Source organism: Kitasatospora sp. NPDC002522, assembly GCF_053595195.1.
On record NZ_JBSFXE010000050.1, the window covers coordinates 22,123 to 46,965 of the forward strand.

Genomic DNA, 24,843 nt, shown 5'->3' on the forward strand with positions numbered 1-24,843 from the left:
GCGACCATGACGAGGCCGCGCAGGACCCAGATGCCGACTCGGTGCTTCGTGGGCGGTGTCATCGCAGGTGGTTCCCCTTCGTGGTGTGTAGTGCCCCGGAGGGAACGGCCGTGGCGGCCGGGCGGGTTCAGTTCCGTGAAGGCCAACTCACGCGTACGCCTTGACCGGGTCCGGCCAGGGCTCTAGCTTTCCTGGCTTAGTAAGGAACTCTTCCTAACTATGGGAGCAGCTGATGGTCACCCCCACGAAACCCTCCGGCAGGCGCACCGCCCTCACCGCCCTGCTCGCCACCGCGCTGGCCACCGCCCCGCTCGCACTCGCCGCCGCCCCCGCGCACGCCGCCACCACCGGTCTGGTCCGCATCGACCAGACCGGCTTCCTGGCCGGCGAGACGAAGCAGGCCTACCTGATGACCTCCGCCGCGGTCTCCTCCGCGAGCTACAGCGTGGTCGACTCGACCGGCGCCACCGTGAAGACCGGCACCGTCGGCACCACCAGCCTCGGCTCGTGGAACACCGCGTACCCCGCCGTCTACCCGATCACCATCGGCGGGCTCACCACACCCGGCACCTACCACGTGGTGGTCACCGGCGGCGTCAGCGCCTCCTCGCCGAACTTCAAGGTGACCGACGCGGCGGGCCTGTACGGCAAGTTCGTCGCCGACGGCCTGACCTTCGTCCAGGGCCAGCGCGACGGCGGCAGCGTCATCGCCGGGCCGCTCGGCCGCAAGCCCGCCCATCTCAACGACGCGACCGCCAACGTCTACGCGACGCCGTCGTTCCAGAGCGGCGGCTCCGACGTCATCACCAACAGCGACCTGTCCAAGGTCGGCGGACCGGTGAACGTCGCCGGCGGCTGGTCCGACGCCGGCGACTACCTCAAGTTCACCCACACCACCGCCTACGGCGACGCCGTGCTGTTCGCCGCCCAGCGTGCCCTCGGCGCCGCCGCGCCCGCCGGGCTCAACGCGGAGGCGCACTTCGGCGCGGACTGGCTGAACAAGATGTGGGACCAGTCCACCAAGACCCTGTACCTGCAGGTCGGCGTCGGCTCCGGCAACGCCTCCGGCAGCTTCGTCGGCGACCACGACCTGTGGCGGCTGCCCGAGAAGGACGACGGCGACACCGCCACCGCCGACCGCTACGCCGCCGCCCACCGCCCGGTGTTCCGGGCCGCCAACCCCGGCGCGCAGATCAGCCCCAACCTGGCCGGCCGGGTCTCCGCCGCGTTCGCGCTCGCCGCCCAGGTCGACGCGACCGCCAACCCGACCCAGGCGCAGGCCTACTATCAGGCCGCCACCTCGCTGTACGCGATGGCGAACACCTCGGCCCCGCCGAGCACCCTCACCACCGCGGTGCCCAACGACTACTACCCCGAGTCCACCTGGCGCGACGACATGGAGTTCGGCGGCGCCGAACTCGCCCTCGCCGCCCAGGCGCTGGGCCAGAACGCCACCCCGTACCTGACCGCCGCCGCCGGCTACGCGAAGGGCTACATCGCGACCGACACCGGCGACACCTTCAACCTGTACGACACCAGCGCGCTCGGCCACGCCGACCTGATCCAGGCGATCAAGAACGCGGGCAACCCCGGCGGCCTGGCCGTCACCACCGCGGACCTGGTGAACGACCTCAAGCGGCAGACCAAGGTCGGCGCCGACCACGCGGCGAGCGACATGTTCCACGCCGGCGCCAACTATGCCGACTTCGACGTCGACTCGCACAGCTTCGGCCTGCTCGCCGTCGAGGCCCTGTACAAGCAGGCCAGCGGCGACGGCAGTTACGACGGCTACGCCACCCAGCAGCGCAACTGGCTGATGGGCGCGAACCCCTGGGGCACCAGCTTCATGGTCGGCGAGGGCACCACCTTCCCGCACTGCATCCAGCACCAGATCGCCAACATCAACGGCTCCACCGACGGCACCGGCGCGATCCCGGTCGGCGCGGTGGTCAACGGGCCCAACGCCTCCAGCATCTTCAGCGGCGGACTCGGCAGCTACCAGACCGGCATGAAGGCCTGCCCGCCCGGCGGCGCCGACCCGTTCAACGCCTACACCGGCCACAGCAGCCGCTACGTCGACGACGTCCGCTCCTGGCAGACCTCCGAGCCCGCGCTCGACATGACCGGCTCGGCGATCATCGGCGCGGCGCTCCAGCAGGCCGCCAACGGCACCACCACCCCGCCGGCGGACGACTTCTCACTGTCCCTCAGCCCCGCGAGCGGCAGCGTGCAGCAGGGCGGCACCGCCACCGCCGCGCTCACCACCGCCGTCACCACCGGCAACCCGCAACAGCTCACCCTCACCACCAGCGGCGCCCCCAGCAGCGTCGCCGTCTCCCTCAACCCCGCGACCGTGACCGCCGGCTCCGGATCCACCCTCACCGCGACCGTCAACGCGACCACCGCGCCCGGCAGCTACCCGATCACCGTCACCGCCACCGGCCCCACCGGCGGCACCCACACCGCCGTCTACACCCTGACCGTCACCAGCAGCGGCGGCGGGACCTGCACCGCCACCCAACTCCTCACCAACCCCGGCTTCGAGAACACCACCCCCACCTGGACCCAGACCTCCACCCTCGGCTTCCAACCCATCACCACCGCCACCACCGCCGAACCCGCCCACACCGGCTCGAAGATCGCCTGGTTCAACGGCAACAGCACCGCCGACACCGACACCATCGCCCAGACCGCCACCCTCCCCGCCGGCTGCACCACCACCCTCACCTACTGGCTCCACGTCGACACCACCGAGAACACCACCACCGCCACCCCCGACACCCTCAAAGCCCAACTCCTCGACACCAACGGCACGGTCATCACCACCCTCGCCACCCACACCAACCTCGACAAGGCCACCGGCTACACCAAGCACACCGCCGACCTCACCCCCTACGCCGGACGCACCGTCACCCTCAAATTCACCGGCACCGAAACCGACACCAACGGCGGCACCACCAACTTCACCCTCGACGACACCACCCTCGATGTCGCTGCCTCGACCGCCCCGGCGGACGACTTCTCGCTCGCCCTGGCCCCGGCCAACGGGACGGTGACGGCGGGTCAGTCCGCCACCGCCACCGTCTCCACCGCCGTGGCCTCCGGCGCGGCGCAGACGGTCGCGCTGACCGCGAGCGGGCTGCCCGGCGGGGCGAGCGCCGCGTTCAGCCCGGCCTCGGTGACCGCGGGCGGCGGTTCCACGCTCACCGTCACCACCGCGGCGAGCACCCCGGCCGGTACGTACCCGATCACCGTCACCGGCACCGGGGCGTCCGCCACCCACACCGCCACCTACACGCTCACCGTCACCGGCAGTGGACCCTCCGGCGGCAGCTTCGAAGCCGAGGCCGCCGGCAACACCCGCACGGGCCGGGCCACCGTCGTCGCCTGCGTGCCCTGCTCCGGCGGCAACCGCGACGGCTACCTCGGCACCGTCACCGCCGGAACCGGCGCGCTGACCTTCAACGGCGTCACGGTCGCCACCGCGGGCAGCTACCAGGTCCAGGTCGCCTACACCAACGGCTCCGCCTCGGCCCGCAACGCGGACATCTCGGTCAACGGCGGGGCCGCCCAGACCGTTTCGTTCGCGCCCACCGGCGCCTTCACCACCGTCGGCACCGTCACGGTCACCCTGACCCTGACCGCCGGCACCAACACCGTCACCTTCGCCAACCCCTCCGGCGCCGCCCCCGACCTCGACCGCCTCGTGGTCCCCGGCACCCCCGGCTGACCCACCCCGGCAAGCACTGCCCCGCGGTGATCGGCTCGGCCATGGTCTACCGCGACGGCTCGCACGTCGCCGCGACGTACGACAAGATCACCTGGAAGTGGTCAGTCGAACGCGGCGGGCCCGGAGCTGTCGGCTCCGGGCCCGCCGCGTTGTCCGGCCGGTCGCGTTGTGCGGGACCGTGCGGGTTCAGCTGACGGGGGACCAGGTGCCGAACCACTGCTCGGCGTCGTACTCCTCGAAGCGCTCCACCTCGGTGAAGCCGAGCTTCGCGGCGAGGCGCAGCGACGGGCCGTTCGCGAGCTGGCTGGAGAGCACCACCGGCTCGTCGGGACGCGCGGCGGCGACCCAGGCGAGGGCCGCCGCGCAGGCCTCGGCGGCGTAGCCGTGCCCCCACGCGTGGGGCAGGAACAGGTAGCCGAGTTCGGTCTCGTTGCCCTCGGGGCGGACGTGGCCCGGGCGTTCCGGGTCGCGCCGGTCGAGGGTGACCAGCCCGATCATCGCCCCGTCGAGCTCGACCACGAACAGTCCCGGACGCGACCTGGGCACCTCCGGCACCGCTCGCTCCAGCTCGTCGCGCGGGCGGGCCCCGCCGACGTAGGTGCCGACCTCCGGCGAGGCGAACAGCTCGATGACCGCGGGCCGGTCCCGCGCCTCCGGCGCGCGGAGCACGAGGCGCTCGGTCCTGATCGGGGTGCGGATCTCCTGAGCTGACATCCGAACAGGCTAGCCGGTACCCGAACCGCCGCGAGCGGGCCGGGAGATCAGGCCGGGATGGTGTACGCGTCGCCGTAGACGTGCCAGCGCAGCGGCGGGAGCAGGTCGAGGTTGCCGGCCTGGAGGAAGACGCGCTGCGCGGTGTCGATGCGCGAGGTGTCGTGGCGGGCGGGGTCGCGGAGCATCGCAGCCTTGCGGGCGTCCAGGAACGCCGCGATGTAGGCGCTCTCGTCGCCGCCCTGGGACGGGGGCTTGGCCTTGCGGAGGGCGGCGGTGCGGATGCCGCCGAAGCTGTCGGGGTCGGTGCCGGGCCCGTGCATGACCATGGCGTCGTAGTAGGCGAACTGGCCGAGGGCGTGCAGGCCGTCGGCCTTGGCCTGGCCTACCGCGGGGTCGAAGTAGAACCGGTCGCGTTCGGCGTCCTGCGCGTGCTGGAGCTTCGGGTCCTGCGCGGCGCGCCGCCAGTCGGCGACGAAGTCCGGGTCGAGGCCCTGGTGGGAGGCGGTGCCCTCGACCTTCGCGAGGGCGGGGAGGTACTTGACGAGGGCGTTGTCGGGGGCCGCGTCGCGGTAGAGCCGCAGGACGTGCGCGAGGTCGCCCGTGCCGGAGCAGAAGCCGATGATGCCGGCGGTGTAGCCGCGGCCGTCGCCGATGTCCTCGATGTACCGGTACTGGGATCGCCAGTCGAGGGTGGAGTTCTCGGCGCTGGAGACGAGTTCCTGCGCGTACTCCTTCCAGCGCGGGTCGCTCAGGTCGGGGTGGAACACGGGTGCCGGGGTCGGTGTGTGCGCGGTGGGCGTCGTGGCAGCGGGCCGCGGAGCGGTGGTGCCGGCCGGGGCGGCGAGCGGCGAGGCGGTGGTGACGGTGGCGGTGACGGAGGGGTCGGTGACGGTGACGGTGGGGGAGGGGGTCGGTGAGGGGGTGTCAGAGGCCGCGGGAGGCACCCCGGGTGAGGTGAGCGACCGGGCGGGCGTGGCGGCGGAGGAGGGCCGCTGGGCGGGCGCCTGGCGGGTGCCGACCACGGCGAGGCCGGAGCCGACGGCGGCGGCCACGGCGACGGCGATCGCCACCTGCGTGGGACGCGGTCGGCGGCGGGTCGGTGGGCTCTGCATGGTGGGGCGCTCCTGTCGCTCGACTCGGGCTCGCCGCCGGCTGGGCAGCCGGGGACGCGGTCGATAGAACGCGGCGCGTGAAGGGCCGGTTCAGTGGGACCGGCCACAATGGGAAGGTTTCTTAACTAAAGCTCTTGACGGCCTGTCGTCAAGGCCGGGATGCTGCTTCTCCCGCCGACGACGAGGAGTTGCCCATGTCCAGCAAGCGCCCGCCGCTCGCCCGGTGGACGGCCACCACGACCGCCGCCCTGGCGCTGGCCGCGCTCGGGGCCCAGAGCGCGGCCGCCGTCCCGATCGGGGAGAGCCGCACCGGCAGCATGACCTGGTACGACGACGCCGGGTACGGGGCCTGCGGCACCCGGATCGACGCCGCCACCCAGGACCTGGTCGCGGTGCCCGCCGCCTGGTGGACCACCGCCAACCCGAACGACGACCCGCTCTGCAAGGGCGTCTCCGTGCAGGTGACGTACCGGGGCGCCACCATCACCGTCCCGGTGCGGGACAAGTGCCCGAGCTGCGCGGCGGACCACATCGACCTGAGCAGGACCGCCTTCGCCAGGCTGGCCGACCTCGACCTCGGGGTGGTCTCGGGCATCACCTGGCAGTTCGTCGGATCCGGCGGTGGCGGCGGCCCGGTGGTGCTGCCCGCCCCGGCCGGGCTGAGCGTCACCGCGGTGACCGCCGCGAGCGCCTCGCTGGCCTGGAGCCCGGTCTCCGGCGCCGTCTCCTACGCGGTCTACCGGGACGGCACCCGGATCGGCACCGCCACCGGCACCGGCTACACCGCGAGCGGCCTGTCCGCCGCCACCGCGTACCGCTTCAACGTGGCCGCGGTGGACGGTACGGGCACCCTCGGCACCCTCTCCGCCGCGGTCGCCGCCACCACCAGCGCCTCGGGCGGCGGGGGCGGCGGGGCGTGCAACACGCCCTGGAGCGCGGCCACTTCATACGGGCCGGGGACCAAGGTCTCCTACGCGGGCCACAACTACACCGCCACCTACTACTCGACCGGCGCGGCGCCCGACGACCCGGCGTCCTGGGCGGTCTGGCACGACGACGGGTCCTGCTGACGGAGAGCGGGAGCCGCGCAGCGGCCGCGCCCGGGGGCGAGGAGGTCACCCGGGCGCGGCCGGCTCATGAGGTCGGACGGTCAGCCGGTCAGGTGGCCGTCCACTGCTGGTTGGTGTGGCCGTTGCAGGTCCAGATCTCGACGCCGGTGCCGTTGACGGTCTTGTTGCCGATCACGTCCAGGCACAGGGTCGAGGCGATGCCCACGATGCTGCCGTCGGCCCCCAGGGTCCACTGCTGGTTGGTGTGGCCGTTGCAGGTGTAGACGTCGACCTTCGTGCCGGCCGCGGTGGCCGCGCCGACCACGTCCAGGCAGCGGCCGCCGCTCTTCAGCTCCTTGGTGGCCGCGTTGTAGCTCCACTGCTGGTCGGCGCTGCCGACGCAGTCCCAGATGACCTGCGAAGTACCTGACGGGCTGCTCGCGTTGGCGTCGCCGAGGCAGCGACCGGAGGCGGCGCTGACGTAGGTCGTCGAGGCGGGTGGCGGGGGAGCGGTGCCGGTGACGTCGAGGGTGGTGTCGTCGAGGGTGAAGTTGGTGGTGCCGCCGTTGGTGTCGGTTTCGGTGCCGGTGAATTTGAGGGTGACGGTGCGTCCGGCGTAGGGGGTGAGGTCGGCGGTGTGCTTGGTGTAGCCGGTGTTCTTGTCGAGGTTGGTGTGGGTGGCGAGGGTGGTGATGACCGTGCTGTTGGTGTCGAGGAGTTGGGCTTTGAGGGTGTCGGGGGTGGCGGTGGTGGTGTTCTCGGTGGTGTCGACGTGGAGCCAGTAGGTGAGGGTGGTGGTGCAGCCGGCGGGGAGGGTGGCGGTCTGGGCGATGGTGTCGGTGTCGGGGGTGCTGTTGCCGTTGAACCAGGCGATCTTCGAGCCGGTGTGGGCGGGTTCGGCGGTGGTGGCGGTGGTGATGGGTTGGAAGCCGAGGGTGGAGGTCTGGGTCCAGGTGGGGGTGGTGTTCTCGAAGCCGGGGTTGGTGAGGAGTTGGGTGGCGGTGCAGGTGCCGCCGCCGGTGGTGGTGACGGTGAGGGTGTAGACGGAGGTGTGGGTGCCGGTGGGGCCGGTGGCGGTGACGGTGATGGGGTAGCTGCCGGGTGCGGTGGTGGGGGCGGTGGTGGCGGTGAGGGTGGATCCGTTGCCGGTTGTGACGGTGGCGGGGTTGAGGGTGAGGGTGACGTCGGCGGGGGCGCCGCTGGTGGTGAGGGTGAGCTGCTGCGGGTTGCCGGAGGTGACGGCGGTGGTGAGCGCGGCGGTCGCGGTGCCGCCCTGCTGCACGCTGCCCGTGGTGGGGCTGGCGGACAGTGAGAAGTCGTCCGCCGGGACGCCGGTGCCCAGGCGGTCGGCGAGCTGCTGGTCGTACAGGCTGCGCGGCAGCACGTTGGCGCCCGCGCTCTGGAGCTCGCCGTCGCTGCCGGAGGTGACGGTGCCGGTGCAGCCGATCGCCCAGTTGTGCGCGGTGGGCGGGGACTTGACCAGGTAGCTCTGGGTGGTGCAGTTCCAGGCGGTCGAGTTGGCGTCCGCCCAGCCGTGGCCGGTGCCCTGGCTGCCGTAGTCGGTCATGTTCAGCGAGCCCTCCAGCGACACGTTGTCGTAGAGGGTGCCGCCGCCCCAGCGCTGGTGGCCGCCGGAGTCGTAGGTGACGCCGCCGGGCAGCACGGTGGCGGTGCAGTCGGAGAAGACGTTCGGGCCGGACTGACGGGCCTCGGTCTCGAAGGCGTGCACCTTGGTGGCGGTCAACGTGCAGTCCTTGACCAGGTTCTGCTGGCCCTGGAGGGTGTAGCCGTCCGAGCGGGCCGAGGTCGCGTCGTTGACCACCATGTCCAGGGCGCCCGTGTGCAGCACCGAGATCCGGCGGCTCTCCGGGCCGAGGCCGGTGACGCCGTCCTGGCCGAAGTGGTGGGTGAAGACGTTCTGAACCCAGCCGTCCTCCACCGCGTTGAACTCGGAGAAGGACGAGTTGTAGAAGCTGCTGGCGTAGTTGGGGTCGGCGGTCATCGCCTGGCCGTCGGAGCTGAGGTTCTCGATGCCGACGTGGTTGATCCGCGGGTAGGTGTACTCGTAGACCAGCGCCTGGGTGTACTGCTTCTCCAGCGCCGTGGTCAGCGGCACGTCCAGAGTGACCTTGTTGCCGGAGACCGCCGTGATCCGCCGCTCGGAGCGCAGGCTCCAGTTGGGGCTCCACAGGCCCGTCATGCCGAGCGCGTCGATCCACGCCTGGGTGGTCGGCCGCTCCACCACGACCTGGTCGCCGACCGCCAGGCCCGTGGTGCTGCCGAGCGTCAACTGCCGCGCCCCGACCGGGACGTACGCGTCGGTGACCTGCTGCTGGGCACCCTGCACGGTGTACGAGGCGCTGCCGCCGACGGTGACCAAGGTGCGGGCGGTGGCACCGGTGGCGACCAGCGAGGTGGCGGTGGAGTCCGCGGAGGCGCCGCGCAGGACCACGCCGCTCGCGGTGATGCTCAGGGTGCCAGCCAACCTGTACTGCCCGGCGCGGAGTTGGACGGCGCCGCGGAAGCCCTGGGCATCCAGCGGCAGGGCCGCGGCCTGGTTGATCGCGGCCTGCAGCGCCGCGGTGTCGTCGCCGCCGCTCGGCGCGGGCGCGGTCACCCCGGTCGCCACCTGCGGCAGCGCCACCCCACCACCCGCGTACCCGGCGTACGAGTAGTCGGGCACCCGGTTGCCCTGGCCGTCGCTGCCGTAGGACAGGTGCCCGCCGCTGAAGGTGACCCACGGCCCGGCTGCCTCGACTGCGGCCGGGGCCGCCGAGGCGGTGGAGCCGAGGAGGAGCGCCGCCACGGCGAGGAGGGGGAGCGCGCCGCGCCCGATACGTCGTCTCATGCCAGCCGTCGTCCTTAACTGCCGCGGGTGTGATCCGAGTTGACTCGAGTGGACTGGAGTTAGGAAAACTTCCTTACTATGAACTGTCAAGACTCCAGGCAAGCTTGACCAGAGGTATTGACCACTGGTCTGCTATTGGTAAGGATCGCCGACATGACCTCCAGAACCCTCCGTTACCTCGGCTGCCTCGCCGCCGCCGGGGCCCTCACACTGGCCGGCACCCTCTCCTTCGGGTCGCCCGGCCACGCCCAGGCGGCCGAGACCGCCTCCGCCACCCCGCTGAACGTCCAGGAGTGGCTGTACCCGAAGGCCACCGGCTCGGTGGCCTGCTCCGCCCCGGCCGAGTACGCCGACGGCCGGGTGCAGACCGGCGTCCTCAAGCCCGAGTACTACGGCATCGACACCACCGGCACCGCCGTCCTGCTGCCGGCCACCGACCCGCGCTACGCCTGCAACGGCTACAGCGCCGCCAACGCGGCCGACGTCAAGGCGCACTCCGCCCAGCAGTACATGACCGTCTCGCTGGCCGACCTGCCGTCCGAGCGGCTGCTGACCGGCAACGCCGCGCGGAAGGCCGCCGCGATCACCAAGGTGGCCGACTTCACCCGGCAGATCGGCTTCACCGGCGTCGACATCGACTTCGAGAACTACTGGGACTGGACCGCCCAGGACGCCGACAACTTCTTCTCCTTCCTCCAGGACCTCGGCACCGCGCTGCACGCCCGCGGCTTGAAGCTGCAGGTCGAGGGCCCGCCGGACACCACCACCGCGTTCGACTACGGCCGCGCGCTGGCGGTCGGCTCGGACCAGGTCGTGATGATGGTCTACGACCTGGAGTACCAGTCCCCGAAGGGCGCCACCTGCCTGCCGTTCGCCCCCTACGACTGGATGACCGACCTGATCAAGGGCGCACTGGCGCAGATCCCGGCCGCCCAGCGCTCGCGCTTCGTGGCCGGCCTGCCGTCCGAGGCGTACGCGGCGACCAACCAGTGCCAGGACATCACCGGCAACCTCACCGTCGCCGACATGAAGAAGGCCCCCGGCTACTCCGAGGACCCGGCGGTCATCGCCCAGCGCCGCGACCCGGACTCCGGCGAGATCCGCTGGAGCTCCGGCGGCACCTTCTACGACTACGTGGACCAGGTCGCCCTGGACCAGAAGCTCAAGCTGGTGCGCGGCCTCGGCGTGAACGACGTCTCGGTCTGGGTGCTCGGCGGCGGCAACGCCTGGTTCTCCCCGGCGGCGGTGAACGGCACCACCGGCGGCCTGGTCTCGCGGGCGAGCGGCCGCTGCGCCAACGCCCCGAGCTCGGCGAACTCCACCAGGGTGGAGGTCCGCGACTGCGACGCCACCGCCGGCCAGGTGTTCCGCCCGCAGACCGACGGCACCCTGAAGGTGCTCGGCAAGTGCGTCGACGCCTCCGGACGGAAGACCACCGCCGGGACGCCGGTCATCCTCTACACCTGCAGCGGCGCCACCAACCAGCAGTGGACCTTCCAACCGGACGGCTCGATCGTCGGCGTGCAGTCCGGCCTGTGCCTGGACGTGACCGGCGGCAACGTGGTGGCCCCCAACGGCACCAAGCTGGAGCTGTGGCCGTGCACCGGCCAGGACAACCAGCGCTGGACCCGGGTCTGACGGGGCGTCGGGCAGGAGCCGCTGCGCGGACCCCGTCCCCGCTCAGCCGAGGAAGGGGTCCGCGGAGCGCGCGTCGGGGCCGGGCCCGGCGGTCGCCAGGCGGCCGGCCAGGACCCGGCCCCGGCCGCGGTCCCGGGCCAGCGACAGTTGGGAGACGATCTTGTAGCGGTCGCCGCGGTAGACCGAGCGGGTGTACTCCACCACCGTGCCGCGTTCGTCCTCGGTCACCCGCTCGAACAGCAGCGCGGGGAAGTAGGCGGGCACGTCCAGCAGTTCGGCCTCCGCCTCGTCGGTGACGGTCGGCTCGATGGTCTGCACCGCCTCCGCGACGCCCACCGCGTACCGCTGCTCCAGCAGGGCGTAGAAGGAGTTCAGCTCCAGGTCGCGGGCGGTCAGCCCGGGTGCGACCGACTCGGGGACGTGCAGCACCTCCACGCACATCGGCTCGCCGTCGACCAGCCGCAGCCGGGTGATCCGCAGCACCGTCGAGGTCGGCGCCAGCCGCAGGCGGCGGCCGATCCGGGTGCCGGCGGCGATCCGGGTGAAGTCCACGGTGCGGCTCGCCCACGTGCCCTCCACCGGGGTGACGCCCGGTGCGTCGGCGTCCGGCAGCAGCGGCTGGGCGATCTTCGGCCGGGCCACGAAGACGCCCTGCCCCTGACGGCGGGTCAGCAGACCGTCCCGGACCAGCTCGTCGACCGCGGCGCGCAGCGTGGGCCGGGAGACGTCCAGTTCCGCGCAGAGTCGCCGCTCGGAAGGCAGCGCGTCGCCCTGATCGAGGGAGTCGACCAGCTCGAGCAGATGGTCGCGGACGCGGGCGCGCTTCGGGGAGGTCACGGGCCGGATCTTACCACTGGTAACCATCCGAGAGTGCGGTTCACATATGTGTTCGCCAGATGTATTTGCGAACAAGTCATTGACCTCGATGCCGACCAGTCAGCACGATGGGCGCCGTCACCCGCACCCACCACCCCTCCAACTCCCCCTCTTTGGAGGAACGTTGACATCCCGTTCGATTGCCGTGGCGGTCGCCTCGGCCCTGCTGCTCGGTGCCGCGGGCGCCGTCGCGGCCGGCTCCCCCACGTCGGCCGCGGACCGGAGCGTCGTGACGGCGAGCGCCTCGACCGCGCTCACCGGGCTCGACCTGTCGGCGGCCAACCGGCGCGCCCCGGTGGCCGGCCTGTACGACTGGTCCAAGGCCGGCTACCGCGGTGGCGCCGACCTGCCCGGACCCGCCCAGACCAACCCGGCCGCCGGGTGCCGGATCACCGCCGCCGACCTGGCGAGCACCTACCAGGTGCGGCCCGACGACAACGCGGACGACTCGGCCGGACTGCAGGCCGCCATCGACCACATCCGCACCAGCTGCTCGCCCGGCGCGTCCTACGACAGGCTCTCGCTGATCACCCTGCCGGCCGGCGTCCTGAACGTCTCCCGCCAACTCGGCGTCGACGCCGACTACCTGATCATCCGCGGCGCGGGCAGCGGCACCGGCGGCACCCGGATCGTCTTCCGGCCCGACGCCGACACCGTCTACGACACCCTCACCCCGGACGGCTCGGACTGGGACGAGGACGGCATGACCTCCGGCTCCGCCAAGGGCGGCTGGATCTGGCCCGGCCGCGGCCTGTTCCGGGTCCAGTCCCGAGCGGTCGACCCCAGCTACGCCGCCGAGTACGCGGCCGCCCCGGCCAACCGCAAGGACCTCTTCGAGGGCACGGTCAACGTGCACTGGAAGGCCGGCCTCAAGCTGCGCGAGAAGACCGGCGACCCCGGCTTCGCGGCCCGCACCGGCGACACGGTCGTCCCGCTGGCGAGCTCCGGCGCGCTCACCAACCTCAGGGTCGGCGGCCTGGTCAACATCCGCGCCGCCAACTCCCTGAAGTTCTACGCCCAGCAGGACATCCAGCCGACCGACGGCACGCTGCAGAACATCCACATGCGGCAGCAGATCTTCACCGTCACCGCGGTGGACTCCGCCAACCGCACCGTCACGCTCGACAAGCCGCTGGAGTACGACGTCCCGGTCGACTCCACCTCGGACGGCTCCGCGCCGATCGACGGCACCGTCTACGCCTCCAAGGCCTCCCCGTTGGTCGACCCGGTGGTCGGCGTCGGTTTCGAGGACTTCGCCCTCACCCAGGACATGCCCGGCCTCAACCCGGCCGACGCCGTGCACAACTACGGCAACATGGCGCCCACCCAGGAGATGCACGGCATCGTCTTCAAGTGGGCCGCCGACTCCTGGGTGCGCGGCATCCGCACCGAGATGACCGGCTCGCACCCGATCGTCACCGAGGAGGCCTACCACCTCCAGATCGTGAACAACCAGCTGGACGGCTCCTGGAACAAGGGCAAGGGCGGCAACGGCTACTTCCGCGGCTCCCGGGTCTGGGACTCCCTCTACGCCGGGAACACCTCCCGCAACCTGCGGCACTTCACCTTCCAGTGGTCGTCCTCGGGCAACGTCGCGATCGGCAACGACTTCGACTCCGACGTCAACCTGCACGGCGGCTGGGAGCGCCACAACCTGATCGAGAACAACACCTCCGCCGTCCCGTTCGAGCACCGCTCCGCCAACTGCCGCTCCAACTGCGGCGAGGAGGGCGGCGGCGCGCCGGACGACTCGACCTGGTTCCCGATCTGGTGGGCGGCCGGCAAGAAGGCCGTCAAGTGGTCCGGCTCCAGCGGCCCGCAGAACGTCTTCTTCGCCAACACCATGACCAAGCAGGTCACGGCCGGCGCCGCGTACACCCCCTTCTATCCGGACCACCAGCGGATCTACCAGTTCGGCTGGAACGGCACCGCCTGGCACCACCTCGACGTCGGCGGCACCGCGATCCCGGACTGGGCGAGCCGCGAACAGCTCGACTACACCGGCGGCCACGGCGTGGACGCCACCCGCACCGACGCCGGGCCCTCGCTGTTCCTGAAGACGCTGAACGGCGCCACCACCTCGCCGTCGCCGAGCGCATCGCCGTCGCCCAGTGCGTCCCCGAGCGTGTCGCCGAGCGCGTCGCCGTCGCCGAGCAGCTCACCGTCGTCCTCGCCGAGCCCGTCCTCCAGCCCGTCGTCCAGCCCGTCGCCCAGCCCCAGCACCGGCTGCCTCACCGCACGGACCGTCAAGACCTCGTCCTGGAGCAGCGGTTACGGCATGACGGTCTACGTCAGGAACGGCTGCGCGAGCCCCACCACGGCCTGGACCGTCGGGTTCGACCTGCCGGGCGGGACGACGGTCTCCAACAGCTGGTCGTCGACCCGGACGCAGAACGGGCAGCACTACAGCTTCGTCAACGCGTCCTACAACGGGACGATCGCGCCCGGCCAGGAGCAGAGCTTCGGGTTCAACGCCGCCGGCACCGGACTGCCCGTCAACCTCAGCGCCCGCTGAACGGAGGAGAGCCATGCGCAGATCAGTACTCGGGGCCCTCGTCGCGGCCTCGCTCGCCGTCACCGCCGGCCTGGTGGCGCTGCCCGCGCACGCGGCGGCCGCGCGGCTGACCGCCTCGTTCGCCCGGACCTCGGTGTGGAGCAGCGGCTACGGGGCGCAGTTCACCATCGCCAACGGCGGCGACGCCGCGGCGAACGGCTGGAAGCTGGAGTTCGACCTGCCGGCGGGGACGACGGTCTCCAGCAGCTGGTCGTCGACCCGGACGCAGAGCGGACAGCACTACACCTTCGTCAACGCGAGCTACAACGGGACGGTCGCCGCGGGCGGCTCGACCGGCTTCGGCTTCAACGCGGCCGGGCTCGGCGTGCCGCTCAACTGCACGCTCAACGGCGCCCCGTGCGCGGGGGGCCCGAGCCCGACGCCCAGTCAGAGCCAGACCAGGAGCCCCTCGCCGACACCGTCCCCGTCGCCCACGCCGAGCCCGTCGGCCAGCGCCTCGCCCAGCCCGACCGCCAGCCCCAGCCCGACCGCCAGTCCGAGTCCGAGCCCGAGTCCGTCAGGTTCGACCGGTCCGGTGGTGGACGTCTCGACCGCCGGGCAGCTCTCCGCCGCGCTGGCGGCGGCCGTGCCGGGGCAGACCATCCGGCTGGCGGCGGGCGAGTACCACGGCGCGTTCCTCACCCAGCGGGCCGGCACCGCGAAGGCACCGATCACGCTGACCGGGCCGCGGACCGCCGTGCTGGTCAACGACGGGCCGCTCGGCAACGCGCCCGACTGCCCGACGCCGACCGCGGGTTGGGACTCCGGCTACGGCCTGTGGCTGTCCGGCGCGCCCTACTGGAACCTGACCGGGTTCACCGTGAAGGAATCCAAGAAGGGCGTGGTGCTGGACGACTCGCCGCACGTGGTGATCGACGGGCTGTACGTGCACCACACCGACGAGGAGGGCGTGCACTTCCGGCGCTCCTCCGCGGACGGGGTGATCCGCAACTCGGTCATCGAGTACACCGGCCTGGTCCAGCCCGGCTACGGCGAGGGCCTGTACCTGGGCTCGGCGAACTCCAACTGGGCCTGCCACGGCAACACCGGGGGAGTGGACCGCTCCGACCGGGTGCTGGTGGAGAACAACCGGATCGGGCCGTACGTCGCCGCCGAGGCGATCGACGTCAAGGAGGGCACCTTCGGCGGGACGATCCGCGGCAACACCTTCGACGGACGCGGCGTCAGCGGGCAGAACTCCGCCGACTCCTGGATCGACGTCAAGGGCATCGACTACCTGATCGAGGACAACACCGGAACCTTCTCGGCGCCGGGCACCTTCGCCAACGGCTACGAGACCCACAACCCCGGGACCACCCCGTCCTTCCCGAACGGCTGCGGCAACGTCTGGCGGGGCAACCGCTCCGACCTGGGCGGCGTCGGCGCCTACGCCATCAAGATCACCTCCCCGTCGTCCTGCACGGCGGACCCGAACGTCGTGTACGCCTCCAACACGGTGGCGCACGCGGTGTCGGGACTGACCAACGTCCCGGTGACGCCCTGACCCCCGGACGGGCTGCTCCGGCAGCCCGTCCGGCAGGCCTAGTACGGAAAGCTAACTTTCCCTACAAATTGGTCACATACAGAGAATCCGTCCACATACGTAGACAGGCAGGTCTGATGCCCACCCGCACCGCTCGCACCTTCGCCGTCCTCCTGGCCTGCGCCACCGCCCTCACCGGACTCGCCGGCTGCTCCGGCTCGGGCGACCAGAGCGCCGACGACAAGGCCCAGTTGGAGATCTGGGTGCGCAAGCCCCCCGGCTCCAACACCGAGAAGACCCACCAGCAGCTGGCCGAGCGGTTCACCGCGCAGACCGGCATACCCACCCACGTCACCGCGCTCTTCGACGACTTCGAGACCAAGCTCCAGCAGGCCGCCGCGCAGAAGAAGCTGCCTGACCTGATCGTCAACGACACCGCCCAGCTCGGCACCATGCTCAAGCAGGGCCTGCTGCGCAGCGTCGACAGGAAGTCCCTGCAGGGCGGGGACCAGCTGATCCCCGCCACCTGGGACGCCGCCAAGGGCCCCGACGGCGCGTACTACGGCGTGCCGTTCTCCGCGCAGAGCTTCGCGCTCTTCATCCGCAAGGACTGGCGCGAGCGGCTCGGCCTGCCGCAGCCCACCAGCTGGGACCAACTCGACGCGCTGGCCACCGCGTTCACCACCGGCGACCCCGACGGCAACGGCAAGAACGACACCTACGGGTACGTCGTCCCCGGCACCACCAAGCGCGGCTACCTGGACTGGTACTACTCCAGCTTCCTGTGGTCCGGCGGCGCCGACTACTTCACCGGCACCCCCGGCAAGCTCAAGCCCGCCGTCGACAGCCCCGCCGCGCTCGCCACCGCCCAGTGGCTGAAGAAGCAGTTCTGCACCGACAAGAGCGTCGTCCCCGGCGCGGTCACCGCCGAGACCACCCAGGCCCACCCGATGTTCGAGACCGGCAAGGGCGGCATCTACCTCACCGGCCCGTACAACATGGCCCGCTTCGACAAGAGCCTCGGCAAGGACAAGTACGAGGTCGTCCCGCTGCCCGCCGGGCCCGGCGGCCAGGCCGCCGTGCTCGCCGAGGGCGAGAACACCTACCTGATGGCCGGCTCGCACAACCCCAAGGGCCAGCAGAAGTACGCCGAGTACCTGATCAGCGCCGAGGGCCAGACCCTCGGCATGGCCGGCGACACCGACGGCAACGTGGTCCGACTGCCCGTCAACAAGCAGGTCGACCTGGCCAAGGTGCGCACCGACCAGCGCTGGCAGGTCTTCGACCAGGCGTTCCGGCAGGCCGGGCGCTACACCCCGGTGGTGCCCGAGTGGACGCCGTTCCGGCAGGCCTCCGCCGACGCGCTGAACGGCCTGGTCGCCGACTGCGGCTCCGACCCGAAGGCCGTGCTGGGCAAGCTGGCCGGAACCTTCGCCGAGGAGCTCAAGAAGCAGGGGGCGGGGTCCTGATGGCCGCCCGCGGCACCGGGGCGGCGGCACTGCGCCGCAGCCTCAGCCCCTGGCTGTTTCTCGCCCCGGCGCTGGTGCTCTTCGGAGCGTTCAAGTTCCTGCCGATGTGGCGGGCCGTCACCATGAGCGTCCACCAGGTGCGCCCTTACCTCGGCGACCGCTGGGTCGGCGGCGACAACTACCACCAGGTGCTCACCGACGACGCCTTCCTCGGCGCCATCGGCCGCACCCTGCTGCTCGCCGTGGGCCAGACCGGCGGCTCGATCCTGCTAGGACTGGCCCTCGCCCTGCTGCTCGAAGGCACCGCCCGGCACCTGTGGATCGTCCGCACCGCGGTCTTCCTGCCCACCGTCACCGCGATGGCCGTGGTCGCCGAGGTCTGGCGGATCCTCTACTACCCGGCCGCCGACGGCGCGGTGAACACGCTGCTCGGCTACGTCGGCGTCGGACCCTCGCAGTTCCTCAACAGCCCCGACAGCGCCCTGTGGTCGGTGATGGGCGTCGGAATCTGGCGCGGCGCCCCCTACGACATGATGATCTTCGTCGCGGCGCTGGCCGGCATCGACCGCACCCTGTACGAGGCCGCCGCCGTCGACGGCGCCGGCGTGCTCCGCCGCCTCGGGCACGTCACCCTGCCCGCGCTGCGCCCCGCCTTCACCATCCTGCTCACCCTCGCCGCGCTGCGCGGGCTGCGGGTCTTCACCGAGATCTACCTGCTCACCAACGGCGGCCCCAGCGGCTCCACCGAGGTCCTGATGACCCTGGTCTACAAGCTCGGCCTGGAACGCGGCGAACTCGGCGTCGCCTCGGCCGGATCCATGGTCCTGCTCGCCGCCTCCGTCCTGCTCACCCTCGCGCTGCGGCTGCGGCGCGACCGCACCGGAAAGGCCGCCCCATGACCCGCCGACCCGCACGGCGCGGGCCCCGGCTGGACACCGCGCTCGGCCTGGAACACGCCCGCGGACCGCTCGCCGTCCTCGCCAGGACCGTCCTGTACGCCCTGCTGGTCCTGGTCTTCGCCGGACCGCTGCTCGCCGTGCTGGCCGGCTCGTTCAGCAAGGTCAACGACCCGACCGCGCTCAGCCTGCTGCCCGACCACCCCACCCTGGCCAACTTCCGGGCCGCCGCCGACCGGCACGTGCTCGCCTACCTCGGCAACTCCTTCCTGGTGGTCGGCGGAGGGCTGCTGCTGCAGATCGCCGTCTCGCTCTCCGCCGGCTACGCGCTCTCCCGCCGCCGATTCCCCGGACTGCGGCTGGTCTTCCTGCTCGTCCTCAGCACCATGATGCTGCCCGACGAGGTGCTGGCCATCCCGCTCTCCCTGGTGCTCTCCGACCTCCACCTCACCGGCAGCCTCTGGGGCATGATCGTGCCGGTCGGCGCCTGGGCGTTCTCCATCCTGATCACCGCCGAGTTCATGAAGGACATCCCGGTCGAACTCGAGGAGGCCGCCCGGATCGACGGCGCCGGGGAACTGCGGATCCTCTGGTCGGTGATCCTGCCACTGAGCAGACCCACCCTCGGCGTCATCGGCATCTTCGGCTTCACCATGATCTGGGACCAGTACCTGCTGCCGCTGCTGGTCGCCACCGACTCCCGGCAGTTCACCCTCCCGCTCGCCCTGCGCACCCTGCGCTCCGACGAACAGGTCGGCACCGGCGTCCTGCTCGCCTCCGCGCTACTCGCCCTGCTGCCCAGCGTGCTGGCCTTCCTCGCCATGCAACGCCAGTTCATGCGCGGACTCACCTCCGGCGCCGTCAAGGGCTGACCGCCCCCGGCACCGTCGAAGGCCCCACTCCGCCGTCCCGCAAGGAGACCCCACCACCATGCCCGGCCTGCTGTCCTTCCCGCTCACCCCGTTCACCGCCGATGACCGGCTCGACCTCGACGTCTTCGCCGAACACCTGGAGCGGCAGATCGCCGCCGGCCCCGCCGCCCTCTACGTCGCCTGCGGCACCGGCGAGTTCACCGCGCTCGCCCCCGACGAGTACCGCCAGGTGGTCGCCGCCGCCGTCAAGGCCGCCGACGGCCGACTGCCCGTCATCGCGGGCTGCGGCGGCGGCCCGCAGATCGCCCGCGAGTTCGCCCGCGCCGCCGCCGACTGCGGCGCCGACGGCCTGCTCCTGCTGCCGCCCTACCTCACCGCCTCCACCCCCCGCGGCCTGGTCGGCCACGTCCGCTACGTCGCCGCCGCCACCCCGCTCCCGCTGACGGTCTACCAGCGCGCCAACGCCGTCCTCGACGAGGCCGCCGTCCTCGACCTCCTCGACCTGCCCACGGTGGCCGGCGTCAAGGACGGCCGCGGCGACGTCGACGCCATGCTGCGCCTGGTCACCGCCGTCCGCAGCTCCGGCCACCCGCGCGCCGAGGAGTTCGGCTTCCTCAACGGCCTGCCCACCGCCGAACTCTCCGCCCAGGCCTACCGCGCCATCGGCGTCCCCAGCTACTCCTCCGCCGTGCACTGCTTCGCCCCCGACCTCGCCACCGCCTTCCACCGCGCCCTGCACGCCGACGACCACCACGCCGTCCGCCTGCTGCTCGCCGAGTTCTACCTGCCGTTCGCCGCCCTGCGCGACCAAGTCCCCGGCTACGCCGTCGCGTTGGTCAAGGCCGGGGCCCGGTTGAGCGGCCTCGCGATGGGACCGGTCCGCCCGCCGCTGGTCGACGCCACCCCCGACCACGAGCGGCAGCTCGAAGCCCTCGTCGCACGCGGCCGTACCGCGCTCGCCGTCCTCGCGGCCCGGGAGGCGTGATGCGGATCCGCGAAGCCGTCGTCACCCCGATCGCCTTCCCCGACCCGCCACTGCTCAACTCGGCCGGTGCCCACGAACCCTGGGCCCTGCGCGCGATCGTCGAACTGCACGGCGAGGACGGCCTGGTCGGCCTCGGCGAGAGCTACGGCGACGCCCCCCACCTCGCCCTGCTGCGCCGCGCCGCCGCCGCGCTGCCCGGCCTCGACGCGTTCGACACCAACGGCCTGCTGCGCCGCGTCGCCACCGCCCTCGGCGACGCCGACACCCCCGACCGGCACGGCCTCACCGGTCCGTCCAGCACGCAGAAGACCACCCTGCGCGTCCTCAGCCCGTTCGAGACCGCCTGCCTCGACCTGCAGGGCCGAGCCGTCGGCCGGCCCGTGGTCGACCTGCTCGGCGGCCGGGTCCGCGACGAAGTCCCGTACTCCGCCTACCTGTTCTACAAGTGGGCGGCCCACCCCGAGGCGCCCGGCGACCCCGACCCGTACGGCGAGGCGCTCGACCCCGACGGCATCGTCGCCCAGGCCCGCGCGCTCGTCGAGCGCTACGGCTTCCGCTCGATCAAGCTCAAGGGCGGCGTCCTGGCGCCCGAGCAGGAGATCGACGCCGTCCGCGCGCTGCGCGCCGCCTTCCCCGACCACCCGCTGCGGCTCGACCCCAACGCGGCCTGGACGGTGGAGACCTCACTCGCCGTCGCCGCCGAGACCGCCGGACTGCTGGAATACCTGGAGGACCCCACCCCCGGCATCCCCGGCATGGCCGAGGTCGCCCGCAAGGCCCCCATGCCGCTCGCCACCAACATGTGCGTGATCGCCCCCGACGACATCCCCGAGGGCTTCGGCCGCCGCGCCGTCGGCGTCGTCCTCGCCGACCACCACTACTGGGGCGGGCTGCGCCGCTCGGTCGAACTCGCCGGGATCTGCCGCACCTTCGGTGTCGCCGTCTCCATGCACTCCAACAGCCACCTCGGGATCAGCCTCGCCGCGATGACCCACCTCGGCGGCGCGTTGCCCGAACTCACCCACGCCGCCGACACCCACACCCCCTGGCAGCTCGGCACCGACGTGGTCACCGCGCCGCTGCCGATCACCGACGGCGCCGTCCGCGTCCCCGACACCCCCGGCCTCGGCGTCGAACTCGACCGCGACGCGCTCGCCCGGCTGCACGAGAACTACCGCCGCTGCGGCATCCGGGAACGCGACGACACCGCCTACCGCCGCCGCTACGAACCGGACTTCAGGAAGCGCCGACCGCGGTGGTGAGAAGGGAAGGAGAGGCAGGGGAAGGCGAAGGGAGGGGCGGGAGGTTGGTGGGTGGCGCGCCGGGGCGTCCGTGCTGACGGAGCGTCAGGCCAGGCCCACCCAGCCCGCCGTCAGGTTCTGCACGGCCGAGCCGTCCGCGTCGGCCAGCTTGGTGCCGACGAAGCCGCGGGCCCACTCCGAGGTCTGCAGGCGGAACGGCGGCCGCTCGGCGGTCAGCGCCTCGACGATCGGGGCGACCGCGTCCGCCGGGCTCTGCGCGTTGCCGAACGAGGCCAGGGTGCGCTCGATGTACGCCTTCATGGCCGGGGCGTACGGTCCGGCCGCCGCCAGCAGCGCGGGGATGTCCAGCTGCTGGCTGGCCACGAACTCGCTGGCCACCGCGCCCGGTTCGACCACCGTCACGCTGACCCCGGTGCTCGCCGCGACCGGGGCCAGCGACTCCAGGAAGCCCTCGGCGGCGAACTTCGCCGCGCAGTACGCCTCGTTGAACGGCTGACCGACCACGCCGCCGACACTGGTGACGGTGACCAGTCGGCCGCCCGAGGCCCGCAGGTGCGGCATCGCGGCGCGGGTGACCTCCACCACGCCGAAGAAGTTCACCTCCATCGCCCGGCGGAACTGGTCGGTCCCGCTCTGCTCCACGGTCCCGACCACGCCGGCGCCCGCGTTGTTGACCACCGCGTCCAGCCGCCCGTGCGCGGCCACCACCTGCTCGATGCAGTCCGCCACCGAGGCCGGGTCGGTGACGTCCAGCGCCCGCACCTCGATCCGCTCGGCCACGCCCGCGGCCTCGGCCGCCTCGCGCAGCCGGTCGGCCTTCGCGGTGTCGCGCATGGTGGCGACCACCAGGAAGCCGGCCTCGGCGGCGGCCAGCGAGGCGGCCAGGCCGATGCCCGAGGAGGTGCCGGTGATCAGGACGGTGCGGGTGTCGCTCATGGGGGTCTCCAGGCGTCGGGACTGCCGCGCGCCAGCTGCGTGCGTGCACACGCACTTTATGACCGTGTGCGCGCACACGCAAGTTGGTACGGTGGGCACATGACGCGCTCCGACCTCACACTCGGCGAACTCTCCGCCCGTGACCACGCCTTCTACGGCCTCGTGTGGGCCGGGGCCACCCTGACCGCGGCCGCCGACCGGGCGCTGCGCCGCACCCACGACCTGCCGCTGTCCTGGTTCGAGGTGATGCTCTGGCTGCACGGCCAGGACGGCCCGGTCGCCGCCACCGACCTCGGCGACAAGACCCTGCTCAGCCGCAGCCAGGTCTCCCGCGTCGCGGACGCCCTGCAGGCCCGCGGCCTGGTCGAACGCCACCCCTCGCCGACCGACGCCCGCTCCGTCCGGATAGCCCTCACCGACGCCGGCCGCCACGCCTTCGCCGAAGCCGACGCCACCCGCCGCGCCGCCCTCGCCGAAGCCTTCGACGACCGGCTCGACGACGCCGACATCCAGGCCCTGGAGACCGTCTGGGCCAAGCTCAAGCGCCGCGAGCCGTAGCGCCGCACCGTCCTGGTGCCGTTCAGGTGACGTCCCGTCAGGAGCCGGTCGGCCAGGTGATCTGCGGGGAGTGGTAGTAGTTGACGCCCATGGTCTTCCAGCGCGGGCCCTGCGCGCCGAGCCGCTGGTCGAAGGCGCTCACGCTGTGCGTGGACCACGGCGACCAGCCCAGTTCCGCCAGGGCGGGCAGGCGCGGGAAGGCCAGGTACTCGATGTCGGCGGAGGTCTTCACCGTCTCCGTCCACAGCGGCGCCTCGACCCCCGCCACCGAGGACTCGCCGACCCCGCTCAGGTAGGCCCCCGGGTTCCAGTCGTACGCGGTGTTGACCTCGATCAGCCCCGCCCACTTCTGCCCGATCGGCGTCTTGCGGGTGTACTTCATGTCCAGGTACGCCTTGTTCGCCGGCGACATCACCACCTTGGTGCCCCGCCCGGCCGCCGCCGCGGTCGGCGCGTCCGTGGTGGTCGTGCCCCAGAACTGCGCGACCGTCGAGGGCAGCAGCGAGGCCGCCGCGATGTTGTGCCAGCCGACCACCGTCTTCCCGTGCGCGGCGACCACCTGCTGCACGCGGTTGATGAACGACACGTAGTCCGAGGTCGAGGTCGAACTCGCCTCGTCACCGCCGATGTGGAGGTACGGCCCCGGGGTGAGCGCCGCCAGCTCGCCGACCACCTGGTCGACGAAGGTGTACGTCAGCTCCAGCGGCACGCACAGCGAGGAGAAGCCGACGTTGGTGCCGGTGTACAGGGCGGGCGCCGTCCCGTTGCAGTTCAGCTGGGCGTACGAGGCGAGGGCCGCGTTGGTGTGCCCCGGCATGTCGATCTCGGGCACGACGGTCAGGAACCGGGCGGCGGCGTAGGCGACGATCGCCGAGTAGTCCGCCTTGCTGTAGTACCCGCCCGGGCCGCCGCCCACCTGGGTGGAGCCACCGTACGCCGCCAGGTTGGGCCAGCTGTCGATCGCGATCCGCCAGCCCTGGTCGTCGGAGAGGTGCAGGTGCAAGTAGTTGACCTTGTACAGCGCCAACTGGTCGATGTAGCGCTCCACCTGAGCCACCGTGAAGAAGTGGCGGGACACGTCCAGCATCGCCCCGCGGTCGGTGAACCGCGGATAGTCCAGCATCGTCCCGCCGGGCACCGTCCACGGGCCGGACTGCACGGTGGTGCTCATCACCTTCGCGGGCAGCAGTTGCAGCAGGGTCTGCACCCCGTGGAACAGTCCGGCCGGCTGGTCGGCGCGGATCACCACGCCGGTCGGGCCCGCGGTGAGCTGGTAGCCCTCCGGTCCGACCTGGGCCGGCGCGCCGCTCAACTGCAGCGCGATGCTGCCGCCCGCGCCGGCCGACACCGGGAGCGCGAAGCCCGTCGAGGCGCGCAGCGTGGTGGCCAGGTAGCCGGCCACCCCCGCGTCGTCCGAACCGATCGTGGCCGCCGAGCCGAGCGTGAAGGTACTGCCGTCGGTGGTCGCACTGACCGGAGCCGGGACCACCGTGTTCGGGAAGGCCGCCGCAGCGGCCGGTCCGGCGCCGGCGCTGACACCGGTGGCAGCCAGGCCCACCACCGTCAGCAGCGCGAGCAGTAGTCGTCGCAGTCGCATGGGATCGTCTCTCCTCCGATGGTAAGGGAACCTTACTTACCGGGCGTGCGCGGGGAGAGTAGGACCGTAGGGTGGCGCCGTCAAGAGGGCGGGCGACCGGCAAGTTGATCGGTGCACCCCTTGACGAGTCAAGTAATGGTCCTTAACTTTATCGACACTACCCGTCCGCCCCCCCATGTCTGGAGTTGTTCGGTGTCTGCTGGGTTCACGCGAAGAATCGGTCTGTTCCAGGCCACGGCGATCAATATGAGTCAGATGTGTGGG

17 protein-coding genes are annotated in these 24,843 nt (G+C 72.0%); 11 read left to right on the forward strand and 6 right to left on the reverse strand.

All coding sequences use genetic code 11. The features are described from left to right. The first annotated feature begins 232 nt into the window (after positions 1-232). Positions 233-3,730 carry a glycoside hydrolase family 9 protein gene (locus tag ACWD4U_RS30620; RefSeq protein WP_363459938.1) on the forward strand — a complete coding sequence of 1,166 codons (3,498 nt, stop codon included), beginning with the start codon at positions 233-235 and terminating at the stop codon, positions 3,728-3,730. A gap of 186 nt (positions 3,731-3,916) precedes the next feature. Here the strand turns inward: ACWD4U_RS30620 and ACWD4U_RS30625 are convergent, their stop codons facing one another. Together ACWD4U_RS30625 and ACWD4U_RS30630 are read right to left on the reverse strand one after the other, a co-directional pair. After that, positions 3,917-4,444 carry a GNAT family N-acetyltransferase gene (locus tag ACWD4U_RS30625; RefSeq protein ID WP_363459939.1) on the reverse strand — a complete coding sequence of 176 codons (528 nt, stop codon included), beginning with the start codon at positions 4,442-4,444 and terminating at the stop codon, positions 3,917-3,919. Positions 4,445-4,491: 47 nt separating this feature from the next. Beyond that, positions 4,492-5,388 (reverse strand): chitosanase, encoded by an 897-nt coding sequence (locus tag ACWD4U_RS30630; protein WP_449787353.1) that lies wholly within the window; start codon positions 5,386-5,388, stop codon positions 4,492-4,494. A gap of 362 nt (positions 5,389-5,750) precedes the next feature. Here ACWD4U_RS30630 and ACWD4U_RS30635 point away from each other — a divergent pair, with 362 nt between their 5' ends. After that, the gene (locus tag ACWD4U_RS30635; RefSeq protein ID WP_363459941.1) at positions 5,751-6,626 is read left to right on the forward strand and encodes a cysteine/serine endopeptidase inhibitor; all 876 of its coding nucleotides are present in this window, start codon (positions 5,751-5,753) and stop codon (positions 6,624-6,626) included. Positions 6,627-6,714: 88 nt separating this feature from the next. Here the strand turns inward: ACWD4U_RS30635 and ACWD4U_RS30640 are convergent, their stop codons facing one another. Then, entirely contained in the window at positions 6,715-9,453 is a 2,739-nt protein-coding gene (locus ACWD4U_RS30640) for a ricin-type beta-trefoil lectin domain protein (protein ID WP_363459942.1), read from the reverse strand. Between the two features lie 153 nt (positions 9,454-9,606). On the opposite strand from ACWD4U_RS30640, the gene ACWD4U_RS30645 reads away from it, so the two are divergent. Then, positions 9,607-11,091, forward strand: coding sequence for a ricin-type beta-trefoil lectin domain protein (locus tag ACWD4U_RS30645; RefSeq protein WP_363459943.1), 1,485 nt, complete (start codon positions 9,607-9,609; stop codon positions 11,089-11,091). Between the two features lie 42 nt (positions 11,092-11,133). Here the strand turns inward: ACWD4U_RS30645 and ACWD4U_RS30650 are convergent, their stop codons facing one another. After that, positions 11,134-11,928 (reverse strand): GntR family transcriptional regulator, encoded by a 795-nt coding sequence (locus ACWD4U_RS30650; protein ID WP_363459944.1) that lies wholly within the window; start codon positions 11,926-11,928, stop codon positions 11,134-11,136. A 184-nt stretch (positions 11,929-12,112) separates the two neighbouring features. On the opposite strand from ACWD4U_RS30650, the gene ACWD4U_RS30655 reads away from it, so the two are divergent. The 7 genes from ACWD4U_RS30655 to ACWD4U_RS30685 all read left to right on the forward strand — a co-directional run bounded on the left by ACWD4U_RS30655 (position 12,113) and on the right by ACWD4U_RS30685 (position 21,488). After that, complete coding sequence (locus tag ACWD4U_RS30655; protein WP_363459945.1) at positions 12,113-14,482, forward strand: cellulose binding domain-containing protein; 2,370 nt, start codon at positions 12,113-12,115, stop codon at positions 14,480-14,482. 13 nt (positions 14,483-14,495) lie between these two features. Next, on the forward strand, positions 14,496-16,025 hold the full coding sequence (locus tag ACWD4U_RS30660) for a cellulose binding domain-containing protein (RefSeq protein WP_363459946.1): 1,530 nt from the start codon (positions 14,496-14,498) through the stop codon (positions 16,023-16,025). Positions 16,026-16,141: 116 nt separating this feature from the next. Continuing rightward, complete coding sequence (locus ACWD4U_RS30665; protein WP_363459947.1) at positions 16,142-17,473, forward strand: sugar ABC transporter substrate-binding protein; 1,332 nt, start codon at positions 16,142-16,144, stop codon at positions 17,471-17,473. After that, positions 17,473-18,372 (forward strand): carbohydrate ABC transporter permease, encoded by a 900-nt coding sequence (locus tag ACWD4U_RS30670; RefSeq protein WP_363459948.1) that lies wholly within the window; start codon positions 17,473-17,475, stop codon positions 18,370-18,372. The genes ACWD4U_RS30665 and ACWD4U_RS30670 overlap by 1 nt, the downstream gene beginning before the upstream one ends. Then, entirely contained in the window at positions 18,369-19,241 is an 873-nt protein-coding gene (locus ACWD4U_RS30675; protein ID WP_363459949.1) for a carbohydrate ABC transporter permease, read from the forward strand. Before ACWD4U_RS30670 ends, ACWD4U_RS30675 begins: the two co-directional genes overlap by 4 nt. 58 nt (positions 19,242-19,299) lie before the next feature. Beyond that, positions 19,300-20,226 carry a 5-dehydro-4-deoxyglucarate dehydratase gene (locus ACWD4U_RS30680; protein ID WP_363459950.1) on the forward strand — a complete coding sequence of 309 codons (927 nt, stop codon included), beginning with the start codon at positions 19,300-19,302 and terminating at the stop codon, positions 20,224-20,226. Then, positions 20,226-21,488 (forward strand): glucarate dehydratase family protein, encoded by a 1,263-nt coding sequence (locus ACWD4U_RS30685; protein WP_363459951.1) that lies wholly within the window; start codon positions 20,226-20,228, stop codon positions 21,486-21,488. The genes ACWD4U_RS30680 and ACWD4U_RS30685 overlap by 1 nt, the downstream gene beginning before the upstream one ends. A gap of 84 nt (positions 21,489-21,572) precedes the next feature. On the opposite strand, the gene ACWD4U_RS30690 is transcribed toward ACWD4U_RS30685, so the two are convergent. Continuing rightward, positions 21,573-22,424 carry an SDR family NAD(P)-dependent oxidoreductase gene (locus ACWD4U_RS30690; RefSeq protein WP_363459952.1) on the reverse strand — a complete coding sequence of 284 codons (852 nt, stop codon included), beginning with the start codon at positions 22,422-22,424 and terminating at the stop codon, positions 21,573-21,575. 99 nt (positions 22,425-22,523) lie between these two features. Between ACWD4U_RS30690 and ACWD4U_RS30695 the strand changes: the two genes are divergently transcribed. Continuing rightward, positions 22,524-22,982, forward strand: coding sequence for a MarR family winged helix-turn-helix transcriptional regulator (locus ACWD4U_RS30695; RefSeq protein WP_363459953.1), 459 nt, complete (start codon positions 22,524-22,526; stop codon positions 22,980-22,982). A gap of 37 nt (positions 22,983-23,019) precedes the next feature. Here ACWD4U_RS30695 and ACWD4U_RS30700 read toward each other — a convergent pair whose 3' ends face one another. Further along, positions 23,020-24,579, reverse strand: a complete 1,560-nt coding sequence (locus ACWD4U_RS30700) for a beta-N-acetylhexosaminidase (protein ID WP_363459954.1) — start codon at positions 24,577-24,579, stop codon at positions 23,020-23,022. Between the last annotated feature and the right edge of the window lie 264 nt (positions 24,580-24,843).

What these genes read in the sequence shown, in the direction of transcription:
- ACWD4U_RS30620 (WP_363459938.1), top strand. Translation starts at nt 233, where the DNA reads ATGGTCACCCCCACGAAACCCTCCGGCAGGCGCACCGCCCTCACCGCC.
- ACWD4U_RS30625 (WP_363459939.1), bottom strand. Translation starts at nt 4,444, where the DNA reads ATGTCAGCTCAGGAGATCCGCACCCCGATCAGGACCGAGCGCCTCGTG.
- ACWD4U_RS30635 (WP_363459941.1), top strand. Translation starts at nt 5,751, where the DNA reads ATGTCCAGCAAGCGCCCGCCGCTCGCCCGGTGGACGGCCACCACGACC.
- ACWD4U_RS30640 (WP_363459942.1), bottom strand. Translation starts at nt 9,453, where the DNA reads ATGAGACGACGTATCGGGCGCGGCGCGCTCCCCCTCCTCGCCGTGGCG.
- ACWD4U_RS30645 (WP_363459943.1), top strand. Translation starts at nt 9,607, where the DNA reads ATGACCTCCAGAACCCTCCGTTACCTCGGCTGCCTCGCCGCCGCCGGG.
- ACWD4U_RS30660 (WP_363459946.1), top strand. Translation starts at nt 14,496, where the DNA reads ATGCGCAGATCAGTACTCGGGGCCCTCGTCGCGGCCTCGCTCGCCGTC.
- ACWD4U_RS30665 (WP_363459947.1), top strand. Translation starts at nt 16,142, where the DNA reads ATGCCCACCCGCACCGCTCGCACCTTCGCCGTCCTCCTGGCCTGCGCC.
- ACWD4U_RS30670 (WP_363459948.1), top strand. Translation starts at nt 17,473, where the DNA reads ATGGCCGCCCGCGGCACCGGGGCGGCGGCACTGCGCCGCAGCCTCAGC.
- ACWD4U_RS30675 (WP_363459949.1), top strand. Translation starts at nt 18,369, where the DNA reads ATGACCCGCCGACCCGCACGGCGCGGGCCCCGGCTGGACACCGCGCTC.
- ACWD4U_RS30680 (WP_363459950.1), top strand. Translation starts at nt 19,300, where the DNA reads ATGCCCGGCCTGCTGTCCTTCCCGCTCACCCCGTTCACCGCCGATGAC.
- ACWD4U_RS30685 (WP_363459951.1), top strand. Translation starts at nt 20,226, where the DNA reads ATGCGGATCCGCGAAGCCGTCGTCACCCCGATCGCCTTCCCCGACCCG.
- ACWD4U_RS30690 (WP_363459952.1), bottom strand. Translation starts at nt 22,424, where the DNA reads ATGAGCGACACCCGCACCGTCCTGATCACCGGCACCTCCTCGGGCATC.
- ACWD4U_RS30695 (WP_363459953.1), top strand. Translation starts at nt 22,524, where the DNA reads ATGACGCGCTCCGACCTCACACTCGGCGAACTCTCCGCCCGTGACCAC.
- ACWD4U_RS30700 (WP_363459954.1), bottom strand. Translation starts at nt 24,579, where the DNA reads ATGCGACTGCGACGACTACTGCTCGCGCTGCTGACGGTGGTGGGCCTG.